General features: G+C 64.8%; 23 protein-coding genes. 15 read left to right on the forward strand and 8 right to left on the reverse strand.

Translation table 11 applies throughout. The features are described from left to right. Positions 1-118: 118 nt before the first annotated feature. Positions 119-772, reverse strand: coding sequence for an alpha/beta fold hydrolase (locus L8F45_RS27640; protein ID WP_342363614.1), 654 nt, complete (start codon positions 770-772; stop codon positions 119-121). 268 nt (positions 773-1,040) lie between these two features. Further along, positions 1,041-1,376, reverse strand: coding sequence for a ferredoxin FdxA (gene fdxA, locus L8F45_RS27645; protein WP_342363615.1), 336 nt, complete (start codon positions 1,374-1,376; stop codon positions 1,041-1,043). Between the two features lie 80 nt (positions 1,377-1,456). On the opposite strand from fdxA, the gene L8F45_RS27650 reads away from it, so the two are divergent. From L8F45_RS27650 to L8F45_RS27705, 12 genes are all read left to right on the forward strand, one after another. After that, complete coding sequence (locus L8F45_RS27650) at positions 1,457-2,080, forward strand: 2-oxoacid:ferredoxin oxidoreductase subunit gamma family protein (RefSeq protein ID WP_342363616.1); 624 nt, start codon at positions 1,457-1,459, stop codon at positions 2,078-2,080. Then, complete coding sequence (locus tag L8F45_RS27655) at positions 2,077-2,349, forward strand: 4Fe-4S dicluster domain-containing protein (RefSeq protein WP_342363617.1); 273 nt, start codon at positions 2,077-2,079, stop codon at positions 2,347-2,349. Before L8F45_RS27650 ends, L8F45_RS27655 begins: the two co-directional genes overlap by 4 nt. Further along, the gene (locus L8F45_RS27660; protein ID WP_342363618.1) at positions 2,340-3,419 is read left to right on the forward strand and encodes a hypothetical protein; all 1,080 of its coding nucleotides are present in this window, start codon (positions 2,340-2,342) and stop codon (positions 3,417-3,419) included. Before L8F45_RS27655 ends, L8F45_RS27660 begins: the two co-directional genes overlap by 10 nt. Then, positions 3,416-4,201 (forward strand): thiamine pyrophosphate-dependent enzyme, encoded by a 786-nt coding sequence (locus L8F45_RS27665; RefSeq protein WP_342363619.1) that lies wholly within the window; start codon positions 3,416-3,418, stop codon positions 4,199-4,201. The genes L8F45_RS27660 and L8F45_RS27665 overlap by 4 nt, the downstream gene beginning before the upstream one ends. Positions 4,202-4,223: 22 nt before the next feature. Next, complete coding sequence (locus L8F45_RS27670; protein WP_342363620.1) at positions 4,224-5,720, forward strand: class I adenylate-forming enzyme family protein; 1,497 nt, start codon at positions 4,224-4,226, stop codon at positions 5,718-5,720. A 52-nt stretch (positions 5,721-5,772) separates the two neighbouring features. Then, entirely contained in the window at positions 5,773-7,020 is a 1,248-nt protein-coding gene (locus L8F45_RS27675) for an ABC transporter substrate-binding protein (RefSeq protein ID WP_342363621.1), read from the forward strand. Positions 7,021-7,041: 21 nt separating this feature from the next. Further along, positions 7,042-7,908: a branched-chain amino acid ABC transporter permease gene (locus L8F45_RS27680; RefSeq protein ID WP_342363622.1), complete on the forward strand. Its 867-nt coding sequence runs from the start codon at positions 7,042-7,044 to the stop codon at positions 7,906-7,908. Positions 7,909-7,916: 8 nt separating this feature from the next. Next, a complete protein-coding gene (locus L8F45_RS27685; protein ID WP_342363623.1) occupies positions 7,917-8,903 on the forward strand; it encodes a branched-chain amino acid ABC transporter permease in 987 nt (328 codons plus the stop codon). Further along, on the forward strand, positions 8,900-9,670 hold the full coding sequence (locus L8F45_RS27690) for an ABC transporter ATP-binding protein (protein WP_342363624.1): 771 nt from the start codon (positions 8,900-8,902) through the stop codon (positions 9,668-9,670). The genes L8F45_RS27685 and L8F45_RS27690 overlap by 4 nt, the downstream gene beginning before the upstream one ends. Beyond that, positions 9,663-10,367 carry an ABC transporter ATP-binding protein gene (locus L8F45_RS27695; RefSeq protein ID WP_342363625.1) on the forward strand — a complete coding sequence of 235 codons (705 nt, stop codon included), beginning with the start codon at positions 9,663-9,665 and terminating at the stop codon, positions 10,365-10,367. The genes L8F45_RS27690 and L8F45_RS27695 overlap by 8 nt, the downstream gene beginning before the upstream one ends. Before the next feature lie 114 nt (positions 10,368-10,481). Next, positions 10,482-10,739, forward strand: coding sequence for a WGR domain-containing protein (locus L8F45_RS27700; protein ID WP_342363626.1), 258 nt, complete (start codon positions 10,482-10,484; stop codon positions 10,737-10,739). A gap of 52 nt (positions 10,740-10,791) precedes the next feature. Then, complete coding sequence (locus tag L8F45_RS27705; protein WP_342363627.1) at positions 10,792-11,895, forward strand: RHE_PE00001 family protein; 1,104 nt, start codon at positions 10,792-10,794, stop codon at positions 11,893-11,895. 9 nt (positions 11,896-11,904) lie between these two features. Here L8F45_RS27705 and L8F45_RS27710 read toward each other — a convergent pair whose 3' ends face one another. Further along, positions 11,905-12,945, reverse strand: a complete 1,041-nt coding sequence (locus tag L8F45_RS27710; RefSeq protein ID WP_342363628.1) for a phosphotransferase — start codon at positions 12,943-12,945, stop codon at positions 11,905-11,907. A 10-nt stretch (positions 12,946-12,955) separates the two neighbouring features. Continuing rightward, entirely contained in the window at positions 12,956-14,173 is a 1,218-nt protein-coding gene (locus tag L8F45_RS27715) for an acyl-CoA dehydrogenase family protein (protein ID WP_342363629.1), read from the reverse strand. Between the two features lie 190 nt (positions 14,174-14,363). Here L8F45_RS27715 and L8F45_RS27720 point away from each other — a divergent pair, with 190 nt between their 5' ends. Continuing rightward, positions 14,364-15,167, forward strand: a complete 804-nt coding sequence (locus L8F45_RS27720; protein ID WP_342363630.1) for an enoyl-CoA hydratase/isomerase family protein — start codon at positions 14,364-14,366, stop codon at positions 15,165-15,167. A 16-nt stretch (positions 15,168-15,183) separates the two neighbouring features. Here L8F45_RS27720 and L8F45_RS27725 read toward each other — a convergent pair whose 3' ends face one another. Then, complete coding sequence (locus tag L8F45_RS27725) at positions 15,184-15,843, reverse strand: TetR/AcrR family transcriptional regulator (protein ID WP_342363631.1); 660 nt, start codon at positions 15,841-15,843, stop codon at positions 15,184-15,186. 260 nt (positions 15,844-16,103) lie between these two features. Here L8F45_RS27725 and L8F45_RS27730 point away from each other — a divergent pair, with 260 nt between their 5' ends. Continuing rightward, positions 16,104-16,895: an enoyl-CoA hydratase/isomerase family protein gene (locus L8F45_RS27730; protein ID WP_342363632.1), complete on the forward strand. Its 792-nt coding sequence runs from the start codon at positions 16,104-16,106 to the stop codon at positions 16,893-16,895. A gap of 12 nt (positions 16,896-16,907) precedes the next feature. Continuing rightward, positions 16,908-17,711, forward strand: coding sequence for an SDR family oxidoreductase (locus L8F45_RS27735; protein ID WP_342363633.1), 804 nt, complete (start codon positions 16,908-16,910; stop codon positions 17,709-17,711). A 266-nt stretch (positions 17,712-17,977) separates the two neighbouring features. Here L8F45_RS27735 and L8F45_RS27740 read toward each other — a convergent pair whose 3' ends face one another. The 3 genes from L8F45_RS27740 to L8F45_RS27750 are packed head-to-tail and all read right to left on the reverse strand — an operon-like array spanning position 17,978 to position 20,811. Next, complete coding sequence (locus L8F45_RS27740) at positions 17,978-18,850, reverse strand: SDR family NAD(P)-dependent oxidoreductase (RefSeq protein ID WP_342363634.1); 873 nt, start codon at positions 18,848-18,850, stop codon at positions 17,978-17,980. Between the two features lie 12 nt (positions 18,851-18,862). Continuing rightward, positions 18,863-19,735, reverse strand: coding sequence for an SDR family NAD(P)-dependent oxidoreductase (locus tag L8F45_RS27745; protein WP_342363635.1), 873 nt, complete (start codon positions 19,733-19,735; stop codon positions 18,863-18,865). Beyond that, positions 19,732-20,811, reverse strand: coding sequence for an acyl-CoA dehydrogenase family protein (locus L8F45_RS27750; RefSeq protein ID WP_342363636.1), 1,080 nt, complete (start codon positions 20,809-20,811; stop codon positions 19,732-19,734). The genes L8F45_RS27745 and L8F45_RS27750 overlap by 4 nt, the downstream gene beginning before the upstream one ends. Positions 20,812-20,814 lie beyond the last annotated feature (3 nt).

Genomic DNA, 20,814 nt, shown 5'->3' on the forward strand with positions numbered 1-20,814 from the left:
CAGCGCTTCTGCGCAAACTTGTTGGCGGGCCGAGCGCGGCGAGGTCGCCGAACTGGCTCTCGTGCGAATTCAATTCTTTTCTTGCGAGCGGCCTCAGGCGACCACAGCCGTCGCTTTCTTAAACCTGAGCCAGCAATATCTCCGTCAAAGCCTCAGGCTTCAGCCGCGCGACATTGTGTCCGCAGCCGAAGGAGAAGGTCGACCAGTCCGGCTCGCCGCTCAAGCGTTGATAGAGATCGAGGAACGGGCTTCCCTCCCATCCATGCGCGCCGATGAAGATTTTGCGCGGCGCTTCACGCCAACGTCCGCTGAGAGTGATCGATTGTAGAAACGTCCCCATCGGGTGCGGCCGGCATCGCGGGTCGAGATTGGGAGGCGGCGCGCAGTTGAGTCCATCCGCCTTCGCGCCAGCGATGAACATTTCTCGAAAACGTGGCGTCGTCAGCGACCAGACGGAGTCGCCGGCATCAGGGACATAGGCGTCGACATAAACCAACGTCCGGATTTTCGCCGGCTCGGCGTCGGCTGCGCCGCTCACGATCATGCCGCCGTAGGATTGTCCAACAAGGACCACATCGTCGCGCTGCGATTCCATGACGCTCACGACCTCACCGATGTGCGTTTCAAGATTGGCCAACGGGGCGGGAGTATCGCCGAGCCCCGAAAGCGTGATCGGCAAGGCGTTGTGCCCGTGCGCAGTAAGTAATTCCGCGACCGTCTGGTAGACCCAACCGCCCTGCCAGCCTCCAGGTATCAGAATAAAGGTGGCCATATATTCATCCCTGACTTCGACGCGTGTGGAGCTCCGGCGTCTCTTTCGTCGAAATCAGGACCACTGCGCCGGGCGACTGCGTTGAATTGAAGTCATGTGACGACGCTGATGGGCTGTAAAGAGCTGAATTCCATCATAGCGTGAGCGGCTGCTTTGAAGAACGCGCGCGAATGACCGTATATGGCGCAGAGCGCACAATCGATTGAATTTGCGCTTCGGGATCGGACAGCTCAGTCAATCATTCCGTCAAAGCGTCCGCGCGAGGCGCCTAACCCGCCGGACCCGCTGGCGAGAAATGATCGGCGTATTTGTTGGCGACGCCCTTGAAGGCGTCGGCGTCTTCGGGCGGCTCGCCCTTCTGCTGAATCACCGGCCACCGGCGTGCGAGATCACGATTGAGACCGAGCCATCGCTCCGCGCGCGGATCGACATCCGCTGCGATCGCTTCGGCCGGACATTCCGGCTCGCAGACGCCGCAATCGATGCAGCCGTCGGGATCGATCACGAGCATATTCGCGCCCTCATGGAAGCAATCCACCGGGCAGACCGCGACGCAGTCCATGTATTTGCAGCGAATGCAGGCCTCGGTGACGACATAGGTCATGGGGCGGGTCCCGGCGCGGCGCCGGCCGCGAGCGTTATTTCTATCCCGCAAGTAAATTTCTAGTTCAACAAGAAAAAAAGTTGCACCGGTTCGGAATCCCTCTAAGGTGGGCGGCAACGAAAAATGCGCCTCGGGAGGCGGCCCTGGAGCTCGACATCCTCATCTCCGGCATTGGCGGTCAGGGCGTGCAACTCGTCGGCAAGGTGCTCGCTCTCGCCGCCACGGCGATGGGCCGTCATGTCATGCTGTCCGGCGACTATGGCGGGCAGATGCGCGGCGGCTCGACGGTGGCGACGCTCGTCATCGGCGATCAGCGGTTGCGCGCGCTGCCGATCATCCCCTCGGCCGGTTGCGCGATCGCGCTGCATCACAAGTTCTGGGAGAATGTCGGCCCGCGATTGCGGCCCGGTTCTCTTGTCGTCGCCGAAGATGGAATCGCCGGCGATCTCCCTGATATGGCGCGGCATCGCCTCCTGCGCATTCCGGCGACGGAGATCGCGCTTGCGGCGGGCAATCGCATGGCGGCGGGAATGGCGATCATGGGCGCGTTCGCCGCGTTGACTGACTCTGTGACGATCGAGGCGCTTGTCACGGCGATGGCCGAGCAGATTCCGCCCTATCGTCGCCAGCATATCGAGACCAACGAGAAGGCGATCCGCGCCGGCGCCGCGCATGCGCTCGCCATGCAGGAGGCGGCGGCGTGAGCGAACGCACCATCACGCGCGGCGCGCTCGTGATCGCCGCCGATCGCTGCAAGGGCTGCGAGCTCTGCATTCCCGCCTGCCCGCCGCGCGTGCTGTCAATGTCGAAGCAGGTGAACGCGCTGGGTTATCCCTATCCCGAGCTTTCGCCGGGTTGCACCGGCTGCACGGCCTGCCAACAGGTCTGTCCCGATTTCGTGTTCGAGGTCTTCAAGCTGCGCGAGCCTGTGGTCTCCGACGCGCCTTCAGCGGAGGCAAACGCATGGCGATGAAACTGCTTGAGGGCAGCGAGGCGATCGCCGAATCCGCGCTCGTCGCGGGGCTGCGCTTCTACGCCGCCTACCCCATGTCGCCGTCGACGGAATTGCTGGAGCATCTCGCGCGCAAGCTGCCGCAACGGCCCGGCGGCGTCTGCATCAATGTCGAGAGCGAGATCGAGGGCGTGAACATGGCGCTCGGCGCCGCCGCGACCGGCTTTCGCGCCGCGACGGGCTCCTGCGGACAAGGCCTCGCGCTGATGCAGGAGGCGATCGCCGAAGCCGCTCTCAACGAAACGCCGCTCGTCGTGTTCAACATGGCGCGCAACCAGCAGGATTATTTCCAAGCGACGCGCGGCGGCGGCTGGGGCGACTATCGCACCATCACGCTGGCGCCGAAGGATGTGCCGGAGGCGGTCGAGCACGCCCAGCTCGCCTTCCATCTCGCCGACAAATATCGCGCGCCGGTGATTTTCATGGGCGATAATCTGATCGCGCGCACGCAGGTCAGCGTCGATCTCAAACCGCTCGATCTGGAGCCGCTGCCGCCGAAGGACTGGCAGCTGGACGGAACCTCCGGCGGCTCCGGCCGCTCGCGCCAGATCTGGACCTGGGGGGCGGGCAAGCACAACACGCCCGGCCCCGGCCCGAGCGCGCATTGGGCGCGTATCGCGGCGAAATTCGATGATGTCGCCAAGCTTGAGCAGCGGCATGAGGAGGAATTCACGGAGGACGCCGAGATCGTCGTCGTGGCCTTCGGCTCCGGCGGCAAGTTCGTCGAGCATGTCGTGCGCGATCTGCGCACGGAGGGGCGCCGCGTCGGGTTCTTCCGCCCGATCACGCTCTGGCCCTTCCCCGGCGAAGCGCTGGAGCGGGCGACAGCGCGTGCGCGGCGCGTTCTCGTTTTCGAGCTCAACGCCGGCCAGATGATCGACGACGTCCGTTTGAACGTTGTCGATCGTCGCCGCGTCGTCCCAATCGGCGGGGTGAGCTTCGATGAATCCGGTCTCAATCTTGGTCCCCTGATGCACGCCAACGCGATCAGGGAGCGCATCGAGGCGCATTTCGAGAAGGCTGCGGCATGAGCGTCATCGACACCATCGCCCCGCCCGAGGCGCCGAGCCAGAAGGTCGCATCGTTCAAGCCGCGCCTGCTGCAATCGGAAGAGCACGGGCTCTGCCCCGGTTGCGGCGAGCCGGTCGCGATCCGCACCGTGCTCGAAGTGATCGAGGAATTGCAGCTCGCCGAACGCAACATCGCGATCCTCGGCCATGGCTGCTACGGCTCCTTTGTCATGCTGCTCGATGTGGATTCGACATTGTGTCTGCATGGCCGCGCGCCGGCGACCGCGACGGGCGTGAAACGCATGAGGCCGGAATGCGCGGTGTGGACGCTTCAGGGCGACGGCGACATGGTCAATGAGGGCCTCGCCGAAATCCTGCACGCCACGGCGCGCGCGGAGAACATCACCTGCATCATGCTGAACAATGGCGTGTTCGGCGACACCGGCGGCCAGATGACGGCCGCCTCCGTGCTGGGGCAACGCACCAAAAACAGCATCGACGGGCGCGACGCCGCCTATCACGGCTATCCCATTCCCGTCGCCAATCTCGTCGCGTCGCTGCAGGGTTCCGCCTATGTCGCGCGCGGTTCGGTCCATAGCGCCGCGGCCGTGGCGCAGACGCGGAAATTCGTGCGCAAGGCGTTCCAGCGGCAGCTTGAAGGCAAGGGCCTCTCACTCGTCGAAATCCTGACGATGTGCCCGACAGGATGGTTCGTGCCCGCCGCGAATGGCGCGGATTACATGATGGAGTCGCTGGGCAAGACCTATCCGCTCGGCGAACTCAAGGATGTCGGCGAAGTCTAGGGAACGGGGGAGACGCTCGATCATGGCGCGTCTGATCGGCCGCATTCTCGATCTCGCGGCAAACGCGACGCCGAACGCGATCGCCGCGACCTTCGGCGATCGCGTCGTGACTTTCGCGGAGGCGGATCGGGCGGCGAACAGGATGGCGCGCGCCTTGCTCGAACTCGGCGTCAGGCGCGGCGACCGCGTGATCGTCTGGTGCGACGCATCGTTGCGCGCTTTTGAACTCTTTTTCGCGACACAGAGGATCGGTGCCGTCTTCGCGCCGATCAATCCGGAATTTTCATTGGATGAAGCGCTTGCCTGCATTCTCTATGCGAGGCCGCGGCTGCTGATTGCCGATCCGCGCCATGCGACGATCGCGGAGGCTGCGGCGCAGCGCGCCAGCGTCGAGCTTGCGACATTCGGCGGAAGCAGTGTGACGCCCGGTCGCGATCTCGAAGAGGGCGCGCGCCGCGCCTCCGATCAAGCGATCGCGCAGGAGATCGACGAGGAAGATATCCATGCGATGTTCTTCACCAGCGGCAGCACCGGCCAGCCGAAAGGCGTGATGCTGTCGCATCGCGCGAGTTTCATCCGCTCCTATCAGGGAAATTCGCGCTCCGAGGTTTCCGGCGGCGCGGGCGAAGTCTGCACCTTTCCTTTCTTCCACTGGGCCGGCTGGAATTATCTGCTTGCGTCATGGGCGCATCGTCGCCCACTGCATATTCCGATGCGGCTCGACGGCGATGCGATCCTGTCCGAGGTCGAGCGCTGGTGCGCCTCGATCCTCTACTGCATTCCGGCGCTGTGGGAGCGCGTGCTTGCGGCGGATCGAAAATTCGATTCATCGTCGCTTCACTACACTTTCACGGGAACATCGCGCATCGATCCCGTGCTGATCGCGCGCATTCGCGATCGCTTTCCCGTTGCGCAATGCGGCGTGCTCTATGGTTCGACAGAATTTGGTCTGGGCCTCGGCATCGCCGACGCTGATATCAGCCGCAAGCCCGGAAGCGTGGGGTTGCCGCCGCCTGGCAAGGAGGCGCGCATCGTCGACGGCGAATTGCAGCTTCGTTCCGACTCCATGATGTCGGGCTATTTCGAGCTGGCGGAGCAGACGCGCGCCGTGTTCGACGATGGCTGGTATTTGACCGGCGATCTCGCGGAGCGCGACGCGGATGGATATTTCACCATCACCGGCCGTCGTCGCGACGTGATCCGCTCGGCTGGCGAGACGATCGCCCCCGCCGAAGTCGAGGAAGCTCTTGGCTCCTTTCCCGGCGTCGCCGAAGTCGCCGTGATCGGCGTGCCCGACAACGCCTGGGGCGAATTGATCTGCGCCGCCGTGGTGCTGGCGCCAGGCGCCGCGCAGCCCAGCCTCGATCTCCTGCGCGCCCATGTCGATGGCCGGCTCGCGGCCTTCAAGCATCCGCGGCGGCTTGTGATCGTCGATGCGCTGCCGCGCACGGCCGCAACCAATCAGATCATGCGCGCGCGCGTTCGCGACGAACTGCTCGCCGGCAGCGCAATCGCCTAGGGAGTCAGAGGAACCAAATTTCCAGCAGATCAAAAAATATGGGGAGGTAGCAATGACATTCGCACGCAGAACGATTCTCAAAGGCGCCGCCGCAGGTCTTGGCGCTCTCGCAGCTCCGTCGATCCTCCGCGCGGCGGAGGGCGACACGCTTCGCGTCGCGCTGATCACATCGCTCAGCGGGCCGGCGCAGCTCTACGGCAATTTCATCAAGATCGGCACGACCATCGCGGCTGACCGCATCAACGCGAAAGGCGGCGCGCTCGGCAAGAAGATCGAACTCGTGATCCGCGACGACAAGGGTTCGCCTGATGGCGCGGTCGCAGCGTTTCGTGAACTTGCGGGAATGGGGATCAAGCTCGTGGCGCAGGGCCCCCTCACCGCGCCGTTGCTCGCCACCTTGCCGCTGCTCGACGGCGCTGGCGCTTCGATGGTGATGGTCGGCCCTTCGAGCGCGTCGCTCACCCACGAGAATTTCAATCCCAACGCCTTCCGTCTCGGATTCAGCGGGCCGATGGCCTATAGCGGCTTCGCCAGCGTGATGGCGCGGAAATACCCTGACGTGACGCGCTGGGCTGTGATGGCGACTGAAACGGATTCGCTTAAAGATTTGGCGCGCCAGTTCACGCTTGGCCTGAAGCGCGAATATCCCAAGCTGGCGGGTAAAGAAGTCGAGGTGCTCGACCCGCTCTTCGCGAGTTTCGGCGCGGCGGACTACAAGAACCAGATTTCTTCGCTGATGGACGCGAAGGCGGACGGGCTTTTCAACGTGCTGCAGGGCGCCGACGCGATCAGCTATTACAAGCAGGCGCGCACCTTCGGCGTCGAGAACAAATATCGCATCCAGGCCGACTCCGGCAACGAACTCAGCATCGCGAAAGCGCTGGGGCGCAATACGCCAAAGGAAATCTGGGGCTGGACCGGTTGGTATCAGGAGGCGGTCGCCGACAATCCGGTCGCACAGGAAATCTACAAGGACTATGTCGGCCGCACCAAGGATGAATATCCGAACTGGTTCATGGCGATCGCGCATGACTCGATCCTCGCGATCGTGAACGCCGCGCAGGTTGCCGGCTCGACCGATCGCGCCGGCGTGCTGCCGGCGATGGCGGCGAGCGCGCCGCTCGGCGCCACCGGCAAGATCACCTTCCGCAAGGAGGATCAGACCTTCGTCGGCAATCTCGTCTACATCAAGTTCGGCGCCGACGCGTCCGATCCCAAGGGCTGGCGCGTGTTCGAATCGGTCGTGTTGCCGGGCGCTGAATTTGTCGAGCCCGCGACGCCCGGCAAGAAACTTGCCTGATCGGAAGGCGCTTTCCGCATCATGGCGTTTGCGATCATCAACGGTCTCACCACCGCCATGGCGGTGTTTCTCGTGGCGGCGGGGCTGACGCTGATGTTCGGCATCCTCAGGGTGCTGAACTTCGCACATGGCGCCTTCTTCATGATTGGCGCCTATGTCGCGTGGTCGCTGTTGGGCGATGCGCCGGATTCGCTCGCCGCGTTCATCGGCGGCGCGCTCGGCGCCGCTGCGTTGGTGGGCGCCCTCGGCCTTGTCGTCGATCAGCTTGTCTTGCGCCGTCTGCGCCATGTGGATGAGCATTACATGCTGATCGCGACTTTCGCCGTGTTGCTGATCTGTGTCGGCGTGGCGAAAATGATCTGGGGCATGGATTTCCATTCCGCCGATCCGCCGCCCTTCCTAGATGGCGGCGTCGCGATCGCTGGCTTGTTTCTGCCGAAATTCTCGCTGTTCGTGATTGCAACGGGCTTCGTCGTTTTTCTCGCGCTTGAGATCGCGATCCATCGGCTCTGGCTCGGAAAGATGGTCACAGCTTTGGCGGCCGACGGCTGGATGGCCAATCTGCTCGGCGTCAACGTGCCTTTGGGAACGACGCTGAGCGTCGTCGCAAGCTTTGCGCTCGCGGGCCTCGCCGGCGGATTGCTGCTGCCGAACCAGGCCTTGTCGCCGGCGCTCGGCGACACTTATCTCCTGCTCGCCTTCACGGCCGTCATCATCGGTGGGCTCGGCAATGTGCGCGGCGCCTTCATCGCCTCGATCCTTCTCGGCATGATCGAAAGCTTCAATGCGCTGCTGCTGCCGAATCTGCCGGGCCTCGCCGTCTATCTCGGCATGATCGCCTTCCTTCTTCTGCGGCCGAACGGCCTTTTCGGCGCGAGCGCTTCGTGAGCTTCGCCATGCGGATTGCATTTGCGCTGGCGGCTGGCGCATTGATGCTCAGCCTGCCGCTCTGGGCCAATCCGGGTCTTGTCTTCATCGCCGGCGTGACGATCACCGGCGCGGTCTTCGCGCTGTCGTGGAATCTTCTGTTCGGCTTTACTGGCCTTGCGAGTTTCGGCAATGCGGGCTTCTTCACCATTGGCGCGTACATCGCTGCGGTCGGACTGCGCGCTGATCACGGCGCCTGGTTTCTCCCGCTTGTCGGCGCGTCGGCGCTTGCGGGGGGCGCGGTCGCCTTCATCATCGGAATCGTGGCGCTGCGGCGTTCCAGCGGCATCCATCTCGCGATTCTCACGCTCGCGCTGAGCGAGGTGCTGCGCGTCACAGTCAGCCACACGGCGGCTCTTGGCGGCAATGACGGGCTGCCGAATATTCCGCGACCGCGGATTCTCGGCTTCGATTTCGGCGCGGGCGATCGCTATTACTGGCTGCTCTGCGCCGCCTGCGCGCTTCTCGCAGCGATGCTCTGGTGGATCGTTCATAGCCGCTTCGGGCGGGTGTTGCGCAGCATCCGCATGGACGCCGATCGCACGCGCTTCATCGGCGTTGACGTGGCGGCTTATCGTCTCGGCGCCTTTGTCGTCTCCGGCGCTGTCGGCTCCGCGGTCGGCGCGCTCTATGCGCCGTGGTCGCAGATCGTCACGCCCGACCTCGCACATTGGATCAGGTCGACGCAGCCGATCCTCTACGCTCTTCTTGGCGGCGCCTCATCCTTCTGGGGGCCTGTCGTCGGCGCGCTGGCTTTCTCCGCGCTCGATTACGCCACGCGCACGCTCGTTGGATTATCGGAAATCGTGACCGGCGTCGTGCTGCTTGTCGTGCTGATGGCCGCGCCGGATGGATTGATCGGCCTCTGGCGACGCTTCGCGCCCAAGCTTTCGAAATCTATGACGCCGGCGCCGCGCGCGCTTTCCGAACGCGGCTTCGCAGAGAAAATGTCATGACGGAGCTGCTCGCCGTCTCCGACATCCACAAGAGCTACGGCGCCGTGAAGGTGCTGAAGGGCGTCAACCTCTCGGTGTCGCAGGGCGAGACCTTCGCGATCATCGGCCCGAACGGCGCGGGCAAGACGACGCTCTTCAAGGTCATGACCGGCGAAACGCCCGGCGATAGCGGCGCGATCAGATTCGATGGCGTCGACATCACGCGCGAGCCCGCCCATGCGCGCGTCAGGCGCGGCGTCGGTCGCACCTTTCAGGTCGCGCGCGTCTATGGCGAAGCGACCGCGATCGAAAATGTGATCGTCGCGGTGGAAGCGCGGCAGAACGCGCAGGGGCGCCGCACCTGCGCCTGGCACGAATGGCGGCCGGACAGCGCCGTGCTCGACGAGGCGCATGCGCTGCTTGGCGATATCGGGCTTCGCGAGAAAGGAGATGTCGAGGCGCGCTCGCTCTCGCATGGCGACCGCAAGCGGCTGGAGTTGGCGCTCACTCTTGCCGGCCATCCCCGCATCCTCATGCTCGATGAGCCGACGGCGGGCATGTCGCCCGGCGACCGCGCCGCCGCAACCGACCTCATCGCGCGCGTGCGCGACGAAAAGCGCGTCACCATCGTCATGACCGAGCATGACATGGGTGTCATCTTCGGCCTCGCGAACCGCATCATGGTGCTGAACTATGGCGAGATCATCGCCTGCGGTTCGCTCGAAGAGGTGCGCGCCAATTCGACCGTGCAGGACATCTATCTCGGTCGCGAGCATTCGCATGCTTGAGGTCGGTCCGATCGACGCCTTCTACGGCGACAGTCACATCCTGCATGGCGTCAGCCTGCGCGTCGGCGAAGGGGAGCGCGTCGCCATCCTCGGCCGCAACGGCGCCGGCAAATCGACGCTGATGAAGAGCGTGATGAATGCCGGGCCGCGCGTCAGCGGCGCCGTTTCCTGGAATGGCGCTGCTCTCGGCAGCATTCCGTCGTTCCGGCGCGCGCGCATGGGTCTGCAGCTTGTGCCCGAGGATCGCCGCATCTTCGGCCATCTCTCCGTGCTCGAGAATATCCGGATGGCCGGCCATTGCGCGCCGCCGGGCCGCGCGGCGATCGAGCCGCGCGAGATGACGCGGCGTTTCCCAATGTTGGAGCAGCTTTCGGGCCGGCTCGGCTCGCAACTCAGCGGCGGCCAGCAGCAGATGCTCGCCATCGCGCGCGCAGCCGCCTCGCGTCCGAACCTTCTCTTGCTCGATGAACCGACCGAGGGGTTGGCGCCCGCCATTGTCGAAAGGCTGGCTGCCGATGTGCGCGCGATCTGCGATGAGGACGGCGTCGCGCTTCTGCTCAGCGAGCAGAATATCTGGTTCGCGCGCCAGACGACGGGCCGCGTGATCGTCATCGACGCCGGCCGCGTCGTCTTCGAGGGCGGCTGGCCGAACTTCGACGCGGACGAGCGCATCGCCCGCAACTATCTCGCGATCTAGATGATTGCCTCATCACGAGCATGAATCAGTCGGCGGCGACCGATTCACATCTTGCGTTGGACCGCGAGTCCCGCACGCGCGAATCTCGTGACATTCCGTGCCTGCGATCGCCCGATGTCAGACCCAACGTCTCTCAAAACCGCCACGCTTCATCGCATTGATCCCGGCCGCAACATGGCGCGCTATTACACGGTGTCGGTCGAGATCGCCCTGTTCGATTCCTGGTCCTGCACGCGCTGCTTCGGCCGCATTGGCTCACGCGGCGGGCGCGTGATGATCGGGCTGCATGAAAGCTACGAAGCGGCGCAATCGGAATTGCGCGCCATCCTCCGCCGCAAGACGGCCCGCGGCTACCGGCCTGTCGGGCCCTGAGCGCCTCCGTCGCGACGGGTTCAGCGCATCCGAATCGCGCTAAGATTGCGGGATGCGCGGCGTCCGCTACGTCATTCCCGCGCCGGTCGCGCCGGCCCTGCTCTCCCCGCTCGCGGCGGCTGAGGACGCCGTTGCGCGGCTCGATGAGCGTCTTGCATCGAGCCCGATCCGGGCCGGCTGGGTGGCGCGCACCGATTTCGCCGACGCCTGCGCGAGCATCGGGCTCACGGGCGAACTCGTGCTGGCCGAAGATCTGGTGCTGCATGACGCCGGCATGAATGTCAGGGCGCCGACCCATGAGCTCACGCAGGCGCATGCGATCCTGTCGGCGCGCCGACGTGTCGCGTCTGCGAAGCCCGCCTGGGCTCTGTCGGCGAGCGGGTTTGAGCTGCTGTGCGGGCGGGCGGAATCGTCCGCCACCGCGGAGGATCCGGATCGGCGCGGCAAGCCCGGCATTTCCGGGGCGACGCGATCAACGGGTTCTGACGCCGATGACGATGCGGCGCTGGCGGAAGCTTTCGCCGCGGTCGATGCCGCTCTGGCGAATGCGGAGCGCGCATTGACGGAGACCGCGCCGCGCCGGCGCGATCCGCTGATCTACGACACGGATCACGATGAAGAGGCGCAGCTCGCGCAGTGGCGTTCGATCGTCGAGCAGACGGCGACGCTGCCGCCGACGCTCGCCGCCGCGCTCGCTGGCGATGCGTGGGAGGCGCTCAACCCCACGCCCGCCTCCTGGCTTGGCCGTCTGCTGCCTGCGGCGCTTCTGCGCGCCCGCGGCAAAACGAGAACTCATCTCGCCGCGCTCAGCGTCGGGCTGCGCGCCATCCCGCGCGAGCGTCGGCGCAGCCCGGACCAGACCACGCGTCTGGCCGCGTGGCTGGAAGCATTGACGGCGGCCGCCAATGGCGGCCTCAAGGATCACGATCGCTGGCTGTCGGCGCGAACCGTGCTGATGCGAAAATGCGAAGGGCGACGTTCGACGTCGAAGCTGCCGGCGCTGATTGATTTCGTTCTGAGCCGCCCGCTCGTCAGCGCCGCCATGGTTGCGGAGGAGCTTGCGGTCACGCCGCGCGCCGCGCTCGATCTCATCGCCGAACTCAATCTGCGCGAGACGACGGGACGCGGACGCTATCGCGCCTGGGGAGTGCTGTAGAAGCTCGCGTTAGCCGTTCGCGATGTTCCAGCCGATTTCGGCGACCGGCGCGGCATAGAGCCCGACCTCGCGCGCCAATTCATGCGCGGCGTTGTTCTGCAGCGAACGCGCATAAACGCCCTGCAGGATCGCAGCTCCGCGAAACATCGAGAAGGCGAGAAAGTAAGGCCAGTTCGGAATGCTCTCGCGACCGGTGAGCCGGCAATAGCGCGCGACATAGGTCTTCTCATCGGGGATGCCGAGGCCGGAGATGTCGATGTCAGCGAACCCGCCGCAGCCCTTCATCCAGCGCGGGAGATAATAGGGCATGCAGTTGTAGCCGAGATCGCAGAGCGGATGGCCGATCGTCGCGAGCTCCCAGTCGAGCACGGCGAGCGGCCTCGGCTCGGTCGGATGGAAGATCATGTTCTCGAGCCGGAAATCGCCATGGGCGATGCCGGTTTCATCTTCTTCAGGCGCATGCGCTTCCAGCCAGGCGCCGAGCCGGTCCATGGCCGGAATGTCATGCGTCTTCGACGCATGGAACTGTCGCGACCAGCGTGCGACCTGACGGCGGACATAGCCCGCCGGCTTGCCGAAATCTTCAAGCCCCGCCACGCGCCAGTCGGCCTTGTGAAGCGCCGCCATCGTGTCCTGCATCGCGTCGTAGATCGCAACGCGTTCCGCGACGCTGAGGCCGGGCAGCGTCGTGTCGCGGAAGATGCGGCCTTCGACGAAATCCATGACGAAAAAATTGGTGCCGATCACGGAGGGATCTTCGCACAGCACGCGCGTGCGTGGCGTTGGAACCTGTCCGTGCAGCGCCTTCATCACGCGATGCTCGCGCTCGACCATGTGCGCGGATTGCAGCAGCGTTCCCGGCGGCTTCTTGCGCAGCACCCAGCGATGGCCGTTCGCGCTGAGCAAATAGGTCGGGTTCGATTGTCCGCCCTGGATGCGCTCGATCTGCAGCGGCGCGCGCATCTCGGGCAGATGCGGCCCGAGAAAATCCGCGAGACGTTCCGCGTCGAGCGCGTGCGGATCGGCGGCCGTCTTCTCCGTCACTTCCATGCGCTCAGCCTCACCATGGCTTCGCCGGCAATTCGCGCGCGAGTTCGAGCTTAGCTATCCCTGCGAGATGCACCTCGTCGGGCCCGTCGGTGAAACGCACGGCGCGCGCGAAGGTCCATGCGCCGGCAAGCCCGAAATCATCGGAGACGCCGGCGCCGCCATGAACCTGTATGGCGCGATCGAGCACGCGGAACGCCGCGTTCGGCGCAACCACCTTGATCATGGCGATTTCGGCGCGCGCCGCCTTGTTGCCGACGGTGTCCATCATGTGCGCCGCCTTGAGCGTGAGCAGGCGCGCCTGCTCAATATCGCAGCGGGAGAGCGCAATCGCCTCGCGGATCGTTCCCTGTTCGGCGAGCAGCTTGCCGAACGCCGTGCGTTGTCTGACGCGCGCGATCATCGCTTCAAGCCCGCGCTCGGCGACGCCGATCATGCGCATGCAATGATGGATGCGTCCTGGCCCAAGCCGTCCCTGCGCGATCTCGAAGCCGCGGCCTTCGCCAAGCAGCATGTTCGACAAGGGAACATGAACGTCTTTGTATTCGATCTCGAAATGGCCGCAGGGCGCATGCTCGTAGCCGAACACGGTGAGCGAGCGGACAAGTCGCACGCCGGGCGCGTCCTTCGGCACGAGGATCATCGAGTGGCGTTGATGGCGCGGACCATCGGGGTCCGACAGGCCCATGACGATGAGCAGCTTGCAGCGATTGTCGCCCCCGCCCGACGTCCACCATTTGCGGCCGTTGAGCACATATTCGCCGCCGCGTCGCTCGATGCGCAGCCGCATGTTGGTCGCGTCCGACGATGCAACGTCGGGCTCGGTCATGGAGAAAGCGGAGCGGATTTCGCCGCGCAGCAGCGGCGCGAGCCAGCGCTCCTTGTGTTCCGCCGTTCCGTAGCGCTCCAGCACCTCCATATTGCCGGTGTCGGGCGCCGAGCAGTTGAAAACTTCAGGGCCGATATAGGAGCGGCCCATGATCTCGCAGAGCGGGGCGTAGTCGAAATTGGAGAGGCCGGCGCCCTCATGGCTCTCCGGCAGGAACAGGTTCCAGAGACCCGCCGCGCGCGCCTTCGCCTTCAGCTCCTCGATGATGGGCGGACTGTCCCAGCGGTCGGCCAAGGCGGCGTGCTGGTCCCAGTAGACCTTCTCATTGGGATAGACATGCTCGTCCATGAAGGCGCGCAGCCGGGCCTGATAGTCCCTGGACCGCGGCGAGAATTCGAACATCGGGCGGCCCTCGCATGTGCCGGGGCGGGCGGCGATCGGGCCGCCCATCTTGTCCGGACGATAGTCCGATAATTATCGACCGTCCAGTCGGTTCTATTATATGATGAACGACGCCGGCGCGACGGGAAAAGACGACCGACTGGACGGTCGTTTGCGGCGGCGATAGCGGAAGCAGAGGGGAGAACGCGCGATGGCGGCGATCAGTTACGAGACCTATGGCGCGATCGCGATCGAGCGGGAGGGGCGCGCCTTAACGCTCACTCTCAACCGCCCGGACGCGCTCAACGCGGTCGACGCTCGCATGCACGCCGAACTCGCCCGCATTTTCGAGGACGTTGCGCGCGACGACTCTGTCGATGTCGTGATCTTCACCGGCGCCGGCCGCGCCTTCTGCGCCGGCGGCGATCTCGGCTGGTTGAGAGACACGCGCGGGCGGCCTGAAGCCTTCGCCGCCATGTCGGTCGAGGCCCGGCGCATCATCTGTTCGCTGCTTGATCTGGAGAAGCCGGTGATCTGCCGCCTCAATGGCGACGCGGTCGGCCTCGGCGCGACGCTCGCTCTGTTTTCAGACGTGGTGATCGCGAGCGACGCCGCGCGCATCGGCGATCCCCATGTGCGCATCGGCCTCGTCGCCGGCGATGGCGGCGCGGGAATCTGGCCGCATCTCGTCGGCCATCTCCGCGCCAAGGAATTTCTGATGACGGGCGATCTCATCTCCGCCACGGAAGCTGCGAGCATCGGATTGATCAATCGCGCCGTGCCCGCCGACCAACTCGACGCGGAAATCGCCAGGCTTCGCGACAAGCTTCTGCGCGGACCTCGTCAGGCGATCCGCTGGACGAAGCTCTCGATCAATATCGGATTGAAGAAGGCGGTGCAGTCCGCCTTCGAAGCGTCGCTCGCTTATGAAGTCGCTTCAGCGGCGTTGCCGGATCACGCCGAAGGCGTCGACGCCTTGCTTGAAGGTCGCAGGCCGAGGTTCAATAGCGATTGAGCGGCAGGCGTAACTTTCACGCCGGGCGCGTGAGCAGGCCGCTTGAGAAAATCCGCCAGACCTCTTCCGCGACTTCGGCCGGGCCGGGATCGCGATCGGGCCGATACCACTGATAGGACCAGTTGCAGGCGCCAAGCAGGCTGAGCGCCGTCAGCCTGACGTCGGCGCGTCGAAACAGACCCTTGTCCATGCCTGTTTTGATCACCTGCATCACCTGATCCATGTAGGCGTTGCGCTCGGTGCGGATCTTGGCGCGATGCTCTCCATCAAGCTCGCGCATATGCTCGAAGAAGGCGCGGACATAGCCGGGGAAGTCATGGGTCTGCTCGAAGATGTCCTGGCAGATTCCCCTAAGGATTTCGGCCGGGCTCATGCCTCTCTCGATGCGTTCGGTGAGCTGCCGGCGGAGCGCGTCGATCATCGCCTCATGGATGGCGAACAGGATTTCGTCCTTGCTCCTGATATAGTGATAGAGCGTCGGCTTCTTGAGCCCGGCCGCCTCGGCGATCATCTCCATGTTGACGCGATGATAGCCGACCTTGTCGAACAGCCGCGCCGCCTCGCGCATGATGTCGGCTTTGCGCTGGCGGGTCAGCGCGACGTCGACCTTCGGGCCGCGCTTTCGCGGCGGGGCGGGCGCCTCTTCTGACAGCGCGGGGGCGACGTTCTTCGCCATGCGTTCCGATCACGTTGAAAGGTCGATATTATTTACCGCCCATTGTAGCGGCGCATCTCTAGACCGTCCAGATGGTCCACAATTTCCGCCCACAGAGCTGAGGCGGCTTGACAGCCGGCGGCGTCTCATTATCCTTAAACCGACTAGTCAGTCGAGCATTTTGAGAGGGCGAGACCCCGCTTCCAGCGCCGGACCATTTGGCCGGCGCCAAGGCTGTGGGGTCAAGCCAAGCCGGCCAAGCTGCGCCAAGGGAGGAGTTCATGAGCGAGAGGGAAGTCGTCCAGTATGAGGTGAAGGGCCCGATCGCGACGATCTGGATCAATCGCCCCGAGGTGAAGAACTGCGTCAGCCCCGAGGTGCTGGTGAAGCTCGGCGAATATGGCCGCAAGGCTGAGGCCGATGAAAGCGTGCGCGCGGTGGTCTTCCGCGGCCGCGGCAATACGTTCTGCGCCGGCGCCGATCTCGGACAGCTTGTCGGTCCGAAGCTGCAGAGCACGAACGAGTCGCTTGAACTCGCGCAGCTCTCGGCCAAGACCTACGATCATTTCTTCAACATGAAGAAGCCGACCATCGCGGCTGTCGAAGGTTATGCTGTCGCCGGCGGCTTCGAGCTCATGATCTCGTGTGATTTCGCGCTCGCCGCGACGACGGCGAAGATCGGCGACTTCCATATCAGGCGCGCGCTCTTCGGCGGCGCTGGCCCGATTTATCGCCTGCCGCGCTATATCGGCCTGCGCAAGGCGAAGGAGCTGATGCTCACTGGCAAACTTCTCTCGGGCGTCGAGGCGACCGAGTGGGGCCTTGTCAACGAGTGCGCGCCGCCGGAAGAATTCGATGCGCTGATCGAGCGTTTCTGCGAACCGCTCATCGACAAGAGTCCCTTCTGCATGTGGATCACCAAGATGGCGGTCAATCGCGGCATGGACGCCGATACGGATTCGCTGATCACGCTGGAGACGATGGCCTGCAACGTCGTTCATCACTCCGAAGATGCGAAGGAAGGCGTCACGGCGTTCCTCGAAAAGCGCAAGCCGGTCTGGAAGGGCCGTTGATCAAAGCGCGCAATGGACAAGGCTGAGCCTCCGCGTCCCGGATTTCTTTCCGACCTTTCCTCCCTGACGGGACGCGGGGCGCTCATCCTTGGCGGTCACGGCGAACTTGCCGCGGCGATGGCCGCGGCGCTTGCGGAGCGCGGCGCCAATGTCGCGTTCGCCGCGCGTAAGGAGCCGCTTTGCGCCGATCTCGCCGCATCGATCGCGCGCGACTACGGCGCGCGGACGATCGCCATGGCCTGCGATATCGCGCAGGAAGAGCAGGTTCGCGCCGCCGTCGAGACAACGCATGCGGAGTTCGGCAGGCTCGATATTCTCATCGACAACGCTGGCGCGTCATGGGCCGGCGCGCCGGAAGAGATTCCGCTGTCGGGCTGGCGCAAGGTCGTCGACGTCAATCTCACCGGCGCCTTCATCGCAGCGCGCGAAGCGGCGCGCGTGATGCTGCCCGCTGGAAAAGGCGCGATCCTGTTCGTCTCCTCGACCGGCGGTCTGACATCCTTCACGCCTGATATGGCCGAGATCGTGCCTTACACGACAACGAAGGCTGCGCTGATCCATCTGACGCGCGATCTCGCCGCGCAATGGGCGGAGCGCGGCGTGCGTGTGAACGCGATCGCGCCGGGCCAGATGAAATCAGGGATGACTCTCACTGTTCCCGAAGATCGCATCGCGCGCATGCGCGACTCCGTTCCGATGAAGCGGCTTGGCGATCCCGTCGAGATCGCTGGCGCCGTCGCGTTTCTTGTCTCTGACGCTGCGAGTTACGTCACCGGCCAGACGCTCGTGATCGACGGCGGCCTTACACTTCGCTAGAGCGGGATGCGAAAAGCGGGAACCGGTTTTTCGCATCCCGCTCTTGAGCACATTCGTTTGAATTGATGCTCCATGCGCGCTTCAGGCGCCGAGCTTTCTCCCCTCCCCCTATTCGCGCAGCGAATGGAGGGGAGGGGCAGGGGGTGGGGGGGCAAAATCGCAAACTGAAATGAAATACCCCCCACCCCTAACCCCTCCCCTCCGCAAGCGGGGAGAGGGGAATGCGGGCTATCGCACGAGCGGATTTCCATCCGACGAAGTGCGCTCTAAATTTTTGGAATCGCGCGCGACAGCGCGAGGCTGTCGCCGCCGAGCGTCGCGACATCCTCGACATATCCCGGCTGCGCCGATGCGCCGAAGCCCGCGAGAATGCGCGCCATGCGATCCTCGACGACCGCGCGATATTCCGGATGCGGAAAGATGTAGAGCCGACCGTCGCGAATGGCGTCGACGACCATCGCGCCGATCGCGTCCGGCTCCATGGCGCTTGGCCGTTCCGGCGCCGGCTCCTGCGGGCCGCCGGCGGTCGATGGGCGGAAGCGTTGCGAGGTCTCGCGCAAGGGTGTGCGCACGAAGCCCGGACAGAGAACGCCAACGGAGATTCCATGCGGCGCGAGCTCCATCCGCATCGCTTCGGACAATCCCATCACCGCGAATTTCGATGCGACATAGGCGGGAAAGCCCGCATTCGGAAACAGGCTGAGAATCGAGGCGGTGTTGATGATCGCGCCGCCGCGCGCCGCTTCCTTCATGCGCCTGCCGAACGATTGCGTTCCATGAAAAACGCCGCCGAGATTGATGCGCAGCGCCCAGTCGAAATCCTGCGCCGGCGTGTCCGTCGTGTCGGCATGAACAGGACCGACGCCGGCATTGTTGCAGAGGATGCGCACCGGACCGATCGCGGCTTCGGTGGTCGCCACCGCCGCCGCCCATGAGGCGGGATCGGCGACGTCGAGCCTGACCGGGTGAGCCGTCACGCCAAGCGCGCGCAATTCCCCTGTTGCGCGTTCAAGCGCGGCGGCGTCGATGTCGCCGATGGCGATCTTCACGCCTTCACGCGTCAGCGCTTTTGCGATCGCAAGGCCGATGCCCGACGCGCCGCCCGAAATGAACGCGCTTTCTCCCGACAGGTTCTTCATTGTGGTCTCGCGCTAACGAGTTGCAGCGGCGTTGCGCGCGACGCCAAGCGGATTTTCGTACACGGGATTGCGCCGCGACAGGATCGCCTCGAAGCGCGCGCGGATCATGCCGTCGAACGCGTCTGACGTCAGCGCGTAGAATCGGTTCTCGATGATCGCGTCGCGCGTGATGTCAGCGACCTGGTCAGGCTCCATGCCGATCTCGGCGGCGGCAAGCAGCTCCGCCGAATCCTGCGGCGGCCCGCCCGCGGGCGTCAACGCCGCAGGGCGATTGCGCTCGGAGTGATAGATGCGCGTGCGCACGATTCCGGGGCAGAGACAGGTGACGCCGATGGGGTGTCCACGCTCGATGAGTGACGCCTGCAGCGCTTCGGATGCGCGCACGACCGCGTGCTTCGTCATGCTGTAGACGGGATTATGCGCGCCGGTGACGAGGCCCGCGATCGACGCCGTGTTCACGACATGCGCGCGATCGCCTTGCGCGATCATGCGTGGAATGAAGCTGCGCAGCCCATGCGCGATGCTCATCACATTGACGTCGAGCGACCAGCGCCAGTCCTCGACATCATATTCCCAGATCGCGCGCGCGCGTCCGCCGACCACGATGCCGGCATTGTTGCAAAGGATGGAGACGGTTCCGAATCTTTTGCAGGCCGCATCCGCCAGCCGCTGCACGTCGGCTGCGTCGGAGACGTCAACGCGCAAGGCTTCGACGTCCGCGCCGGCGCTCACGAGTTCATCGCGCACGGCGCCAAGAGCCGCTTCATCGACATCGGCGATGACAAGGCGCATGGCGTCGCGCGCAAAGCGATGCGCGAGCGAGCGTCCGATGCCGCCCGCAGCGCCCGTCACGACGGCGACGCCGCCGGCGAAAGGAAAGCTCATGCAAGCGGCTCCTGAAGCGCGGAGGTCAAGCACCGCAGATGGTCCTTGCGTCCGCCGAGACTGGCGCGCAGAGCGAGCAAACGCCGATGCCATGCGCCGATGATGAGTTCATCGGTCATGCCGATGCCGCCATGCATCTGGATCGCTTCGTTGCCGACGAGCCGCGCGGATTCGCAGGCCTGGATCTTCGCCATGGCGACGGCGCGCCGACGCGCTTCCGGCGGATCGTCAAGCGACAACGCTGCGGCGAGCGCCAGCGAGCGCGCGTCTTCGCAGGCCATCCACATATCGGCGATGCGATGCTGCAAAACCTGGAATGCGCCGATCGGAGCGCCAAACTGGCGGCGCGTCTGCACATAGGAGATCGTCGTGGCCGTCAACGCATCCATGATGCCAACCATCGCCGCGACCTGCGCCGCCTCGGCGTGATCGAACGACAGCGCAAGCGCAGCCTTCGCATCGCCGTCGAGTCTTGAGTCCGCCGCCAGATTGACGTCGGTCAATGCAATCTCGGCGGCGGGCAACCCGTCAATGCGCTTTTGAGGCCGCAGAGCGACGCCGGGCGCACGGGGATCGAGGAGATAAAGAGCGAGCCCGCCATTTTCATCGCGCGCTGGAATGACGATGAAATCAGCTTCTTCCGCGAACGCGACAAGCGATGCGCCGCCGGAGAGAAGCCATCCCCCGCCCTCTTTCGCGGAAGCATGCACATCAGCCCCGCGCGCGACGATGGCAATCTTTTCTCCGGCGAGAAGCGGCGCGAGCAATTCTTCAGCGCGATCAGGCATCACAGCGGCGATCAAGGACGCGGCCTCGACGCCGCTTTCGATCACCGGCTCCTGCGGCAGCGCTGGCGCAAGACTCATCAGCGCAAGCATCGCTTCAACGCCGCCGCCGAGGCCGCCAAGCTCTTCCGCAACAGAAAGCGAGAGACAACCGATCGCGCCGAGCCGCGAAAATCTCTCGCGGTCGAAGCGATGGTTCGGCCGCGCTGTCCCCCGGCCGTACTCCTGCGCAACGAAGCGATCGACGGCTTCGGCGAACAGCAATTGCTCGGAGGTGAGGACGCCTTTCATCTC

This window comes from Terrirubrum flagellatum, assembly GCF_022059845.1.
Taxonomy (GTDB): Bacteria; Pseudomonadota; Alphaproteobacteria; order Rhizobiales; family Beijerinckiaceae; genus Terrirubrum; species Terrirubrum flagellatum.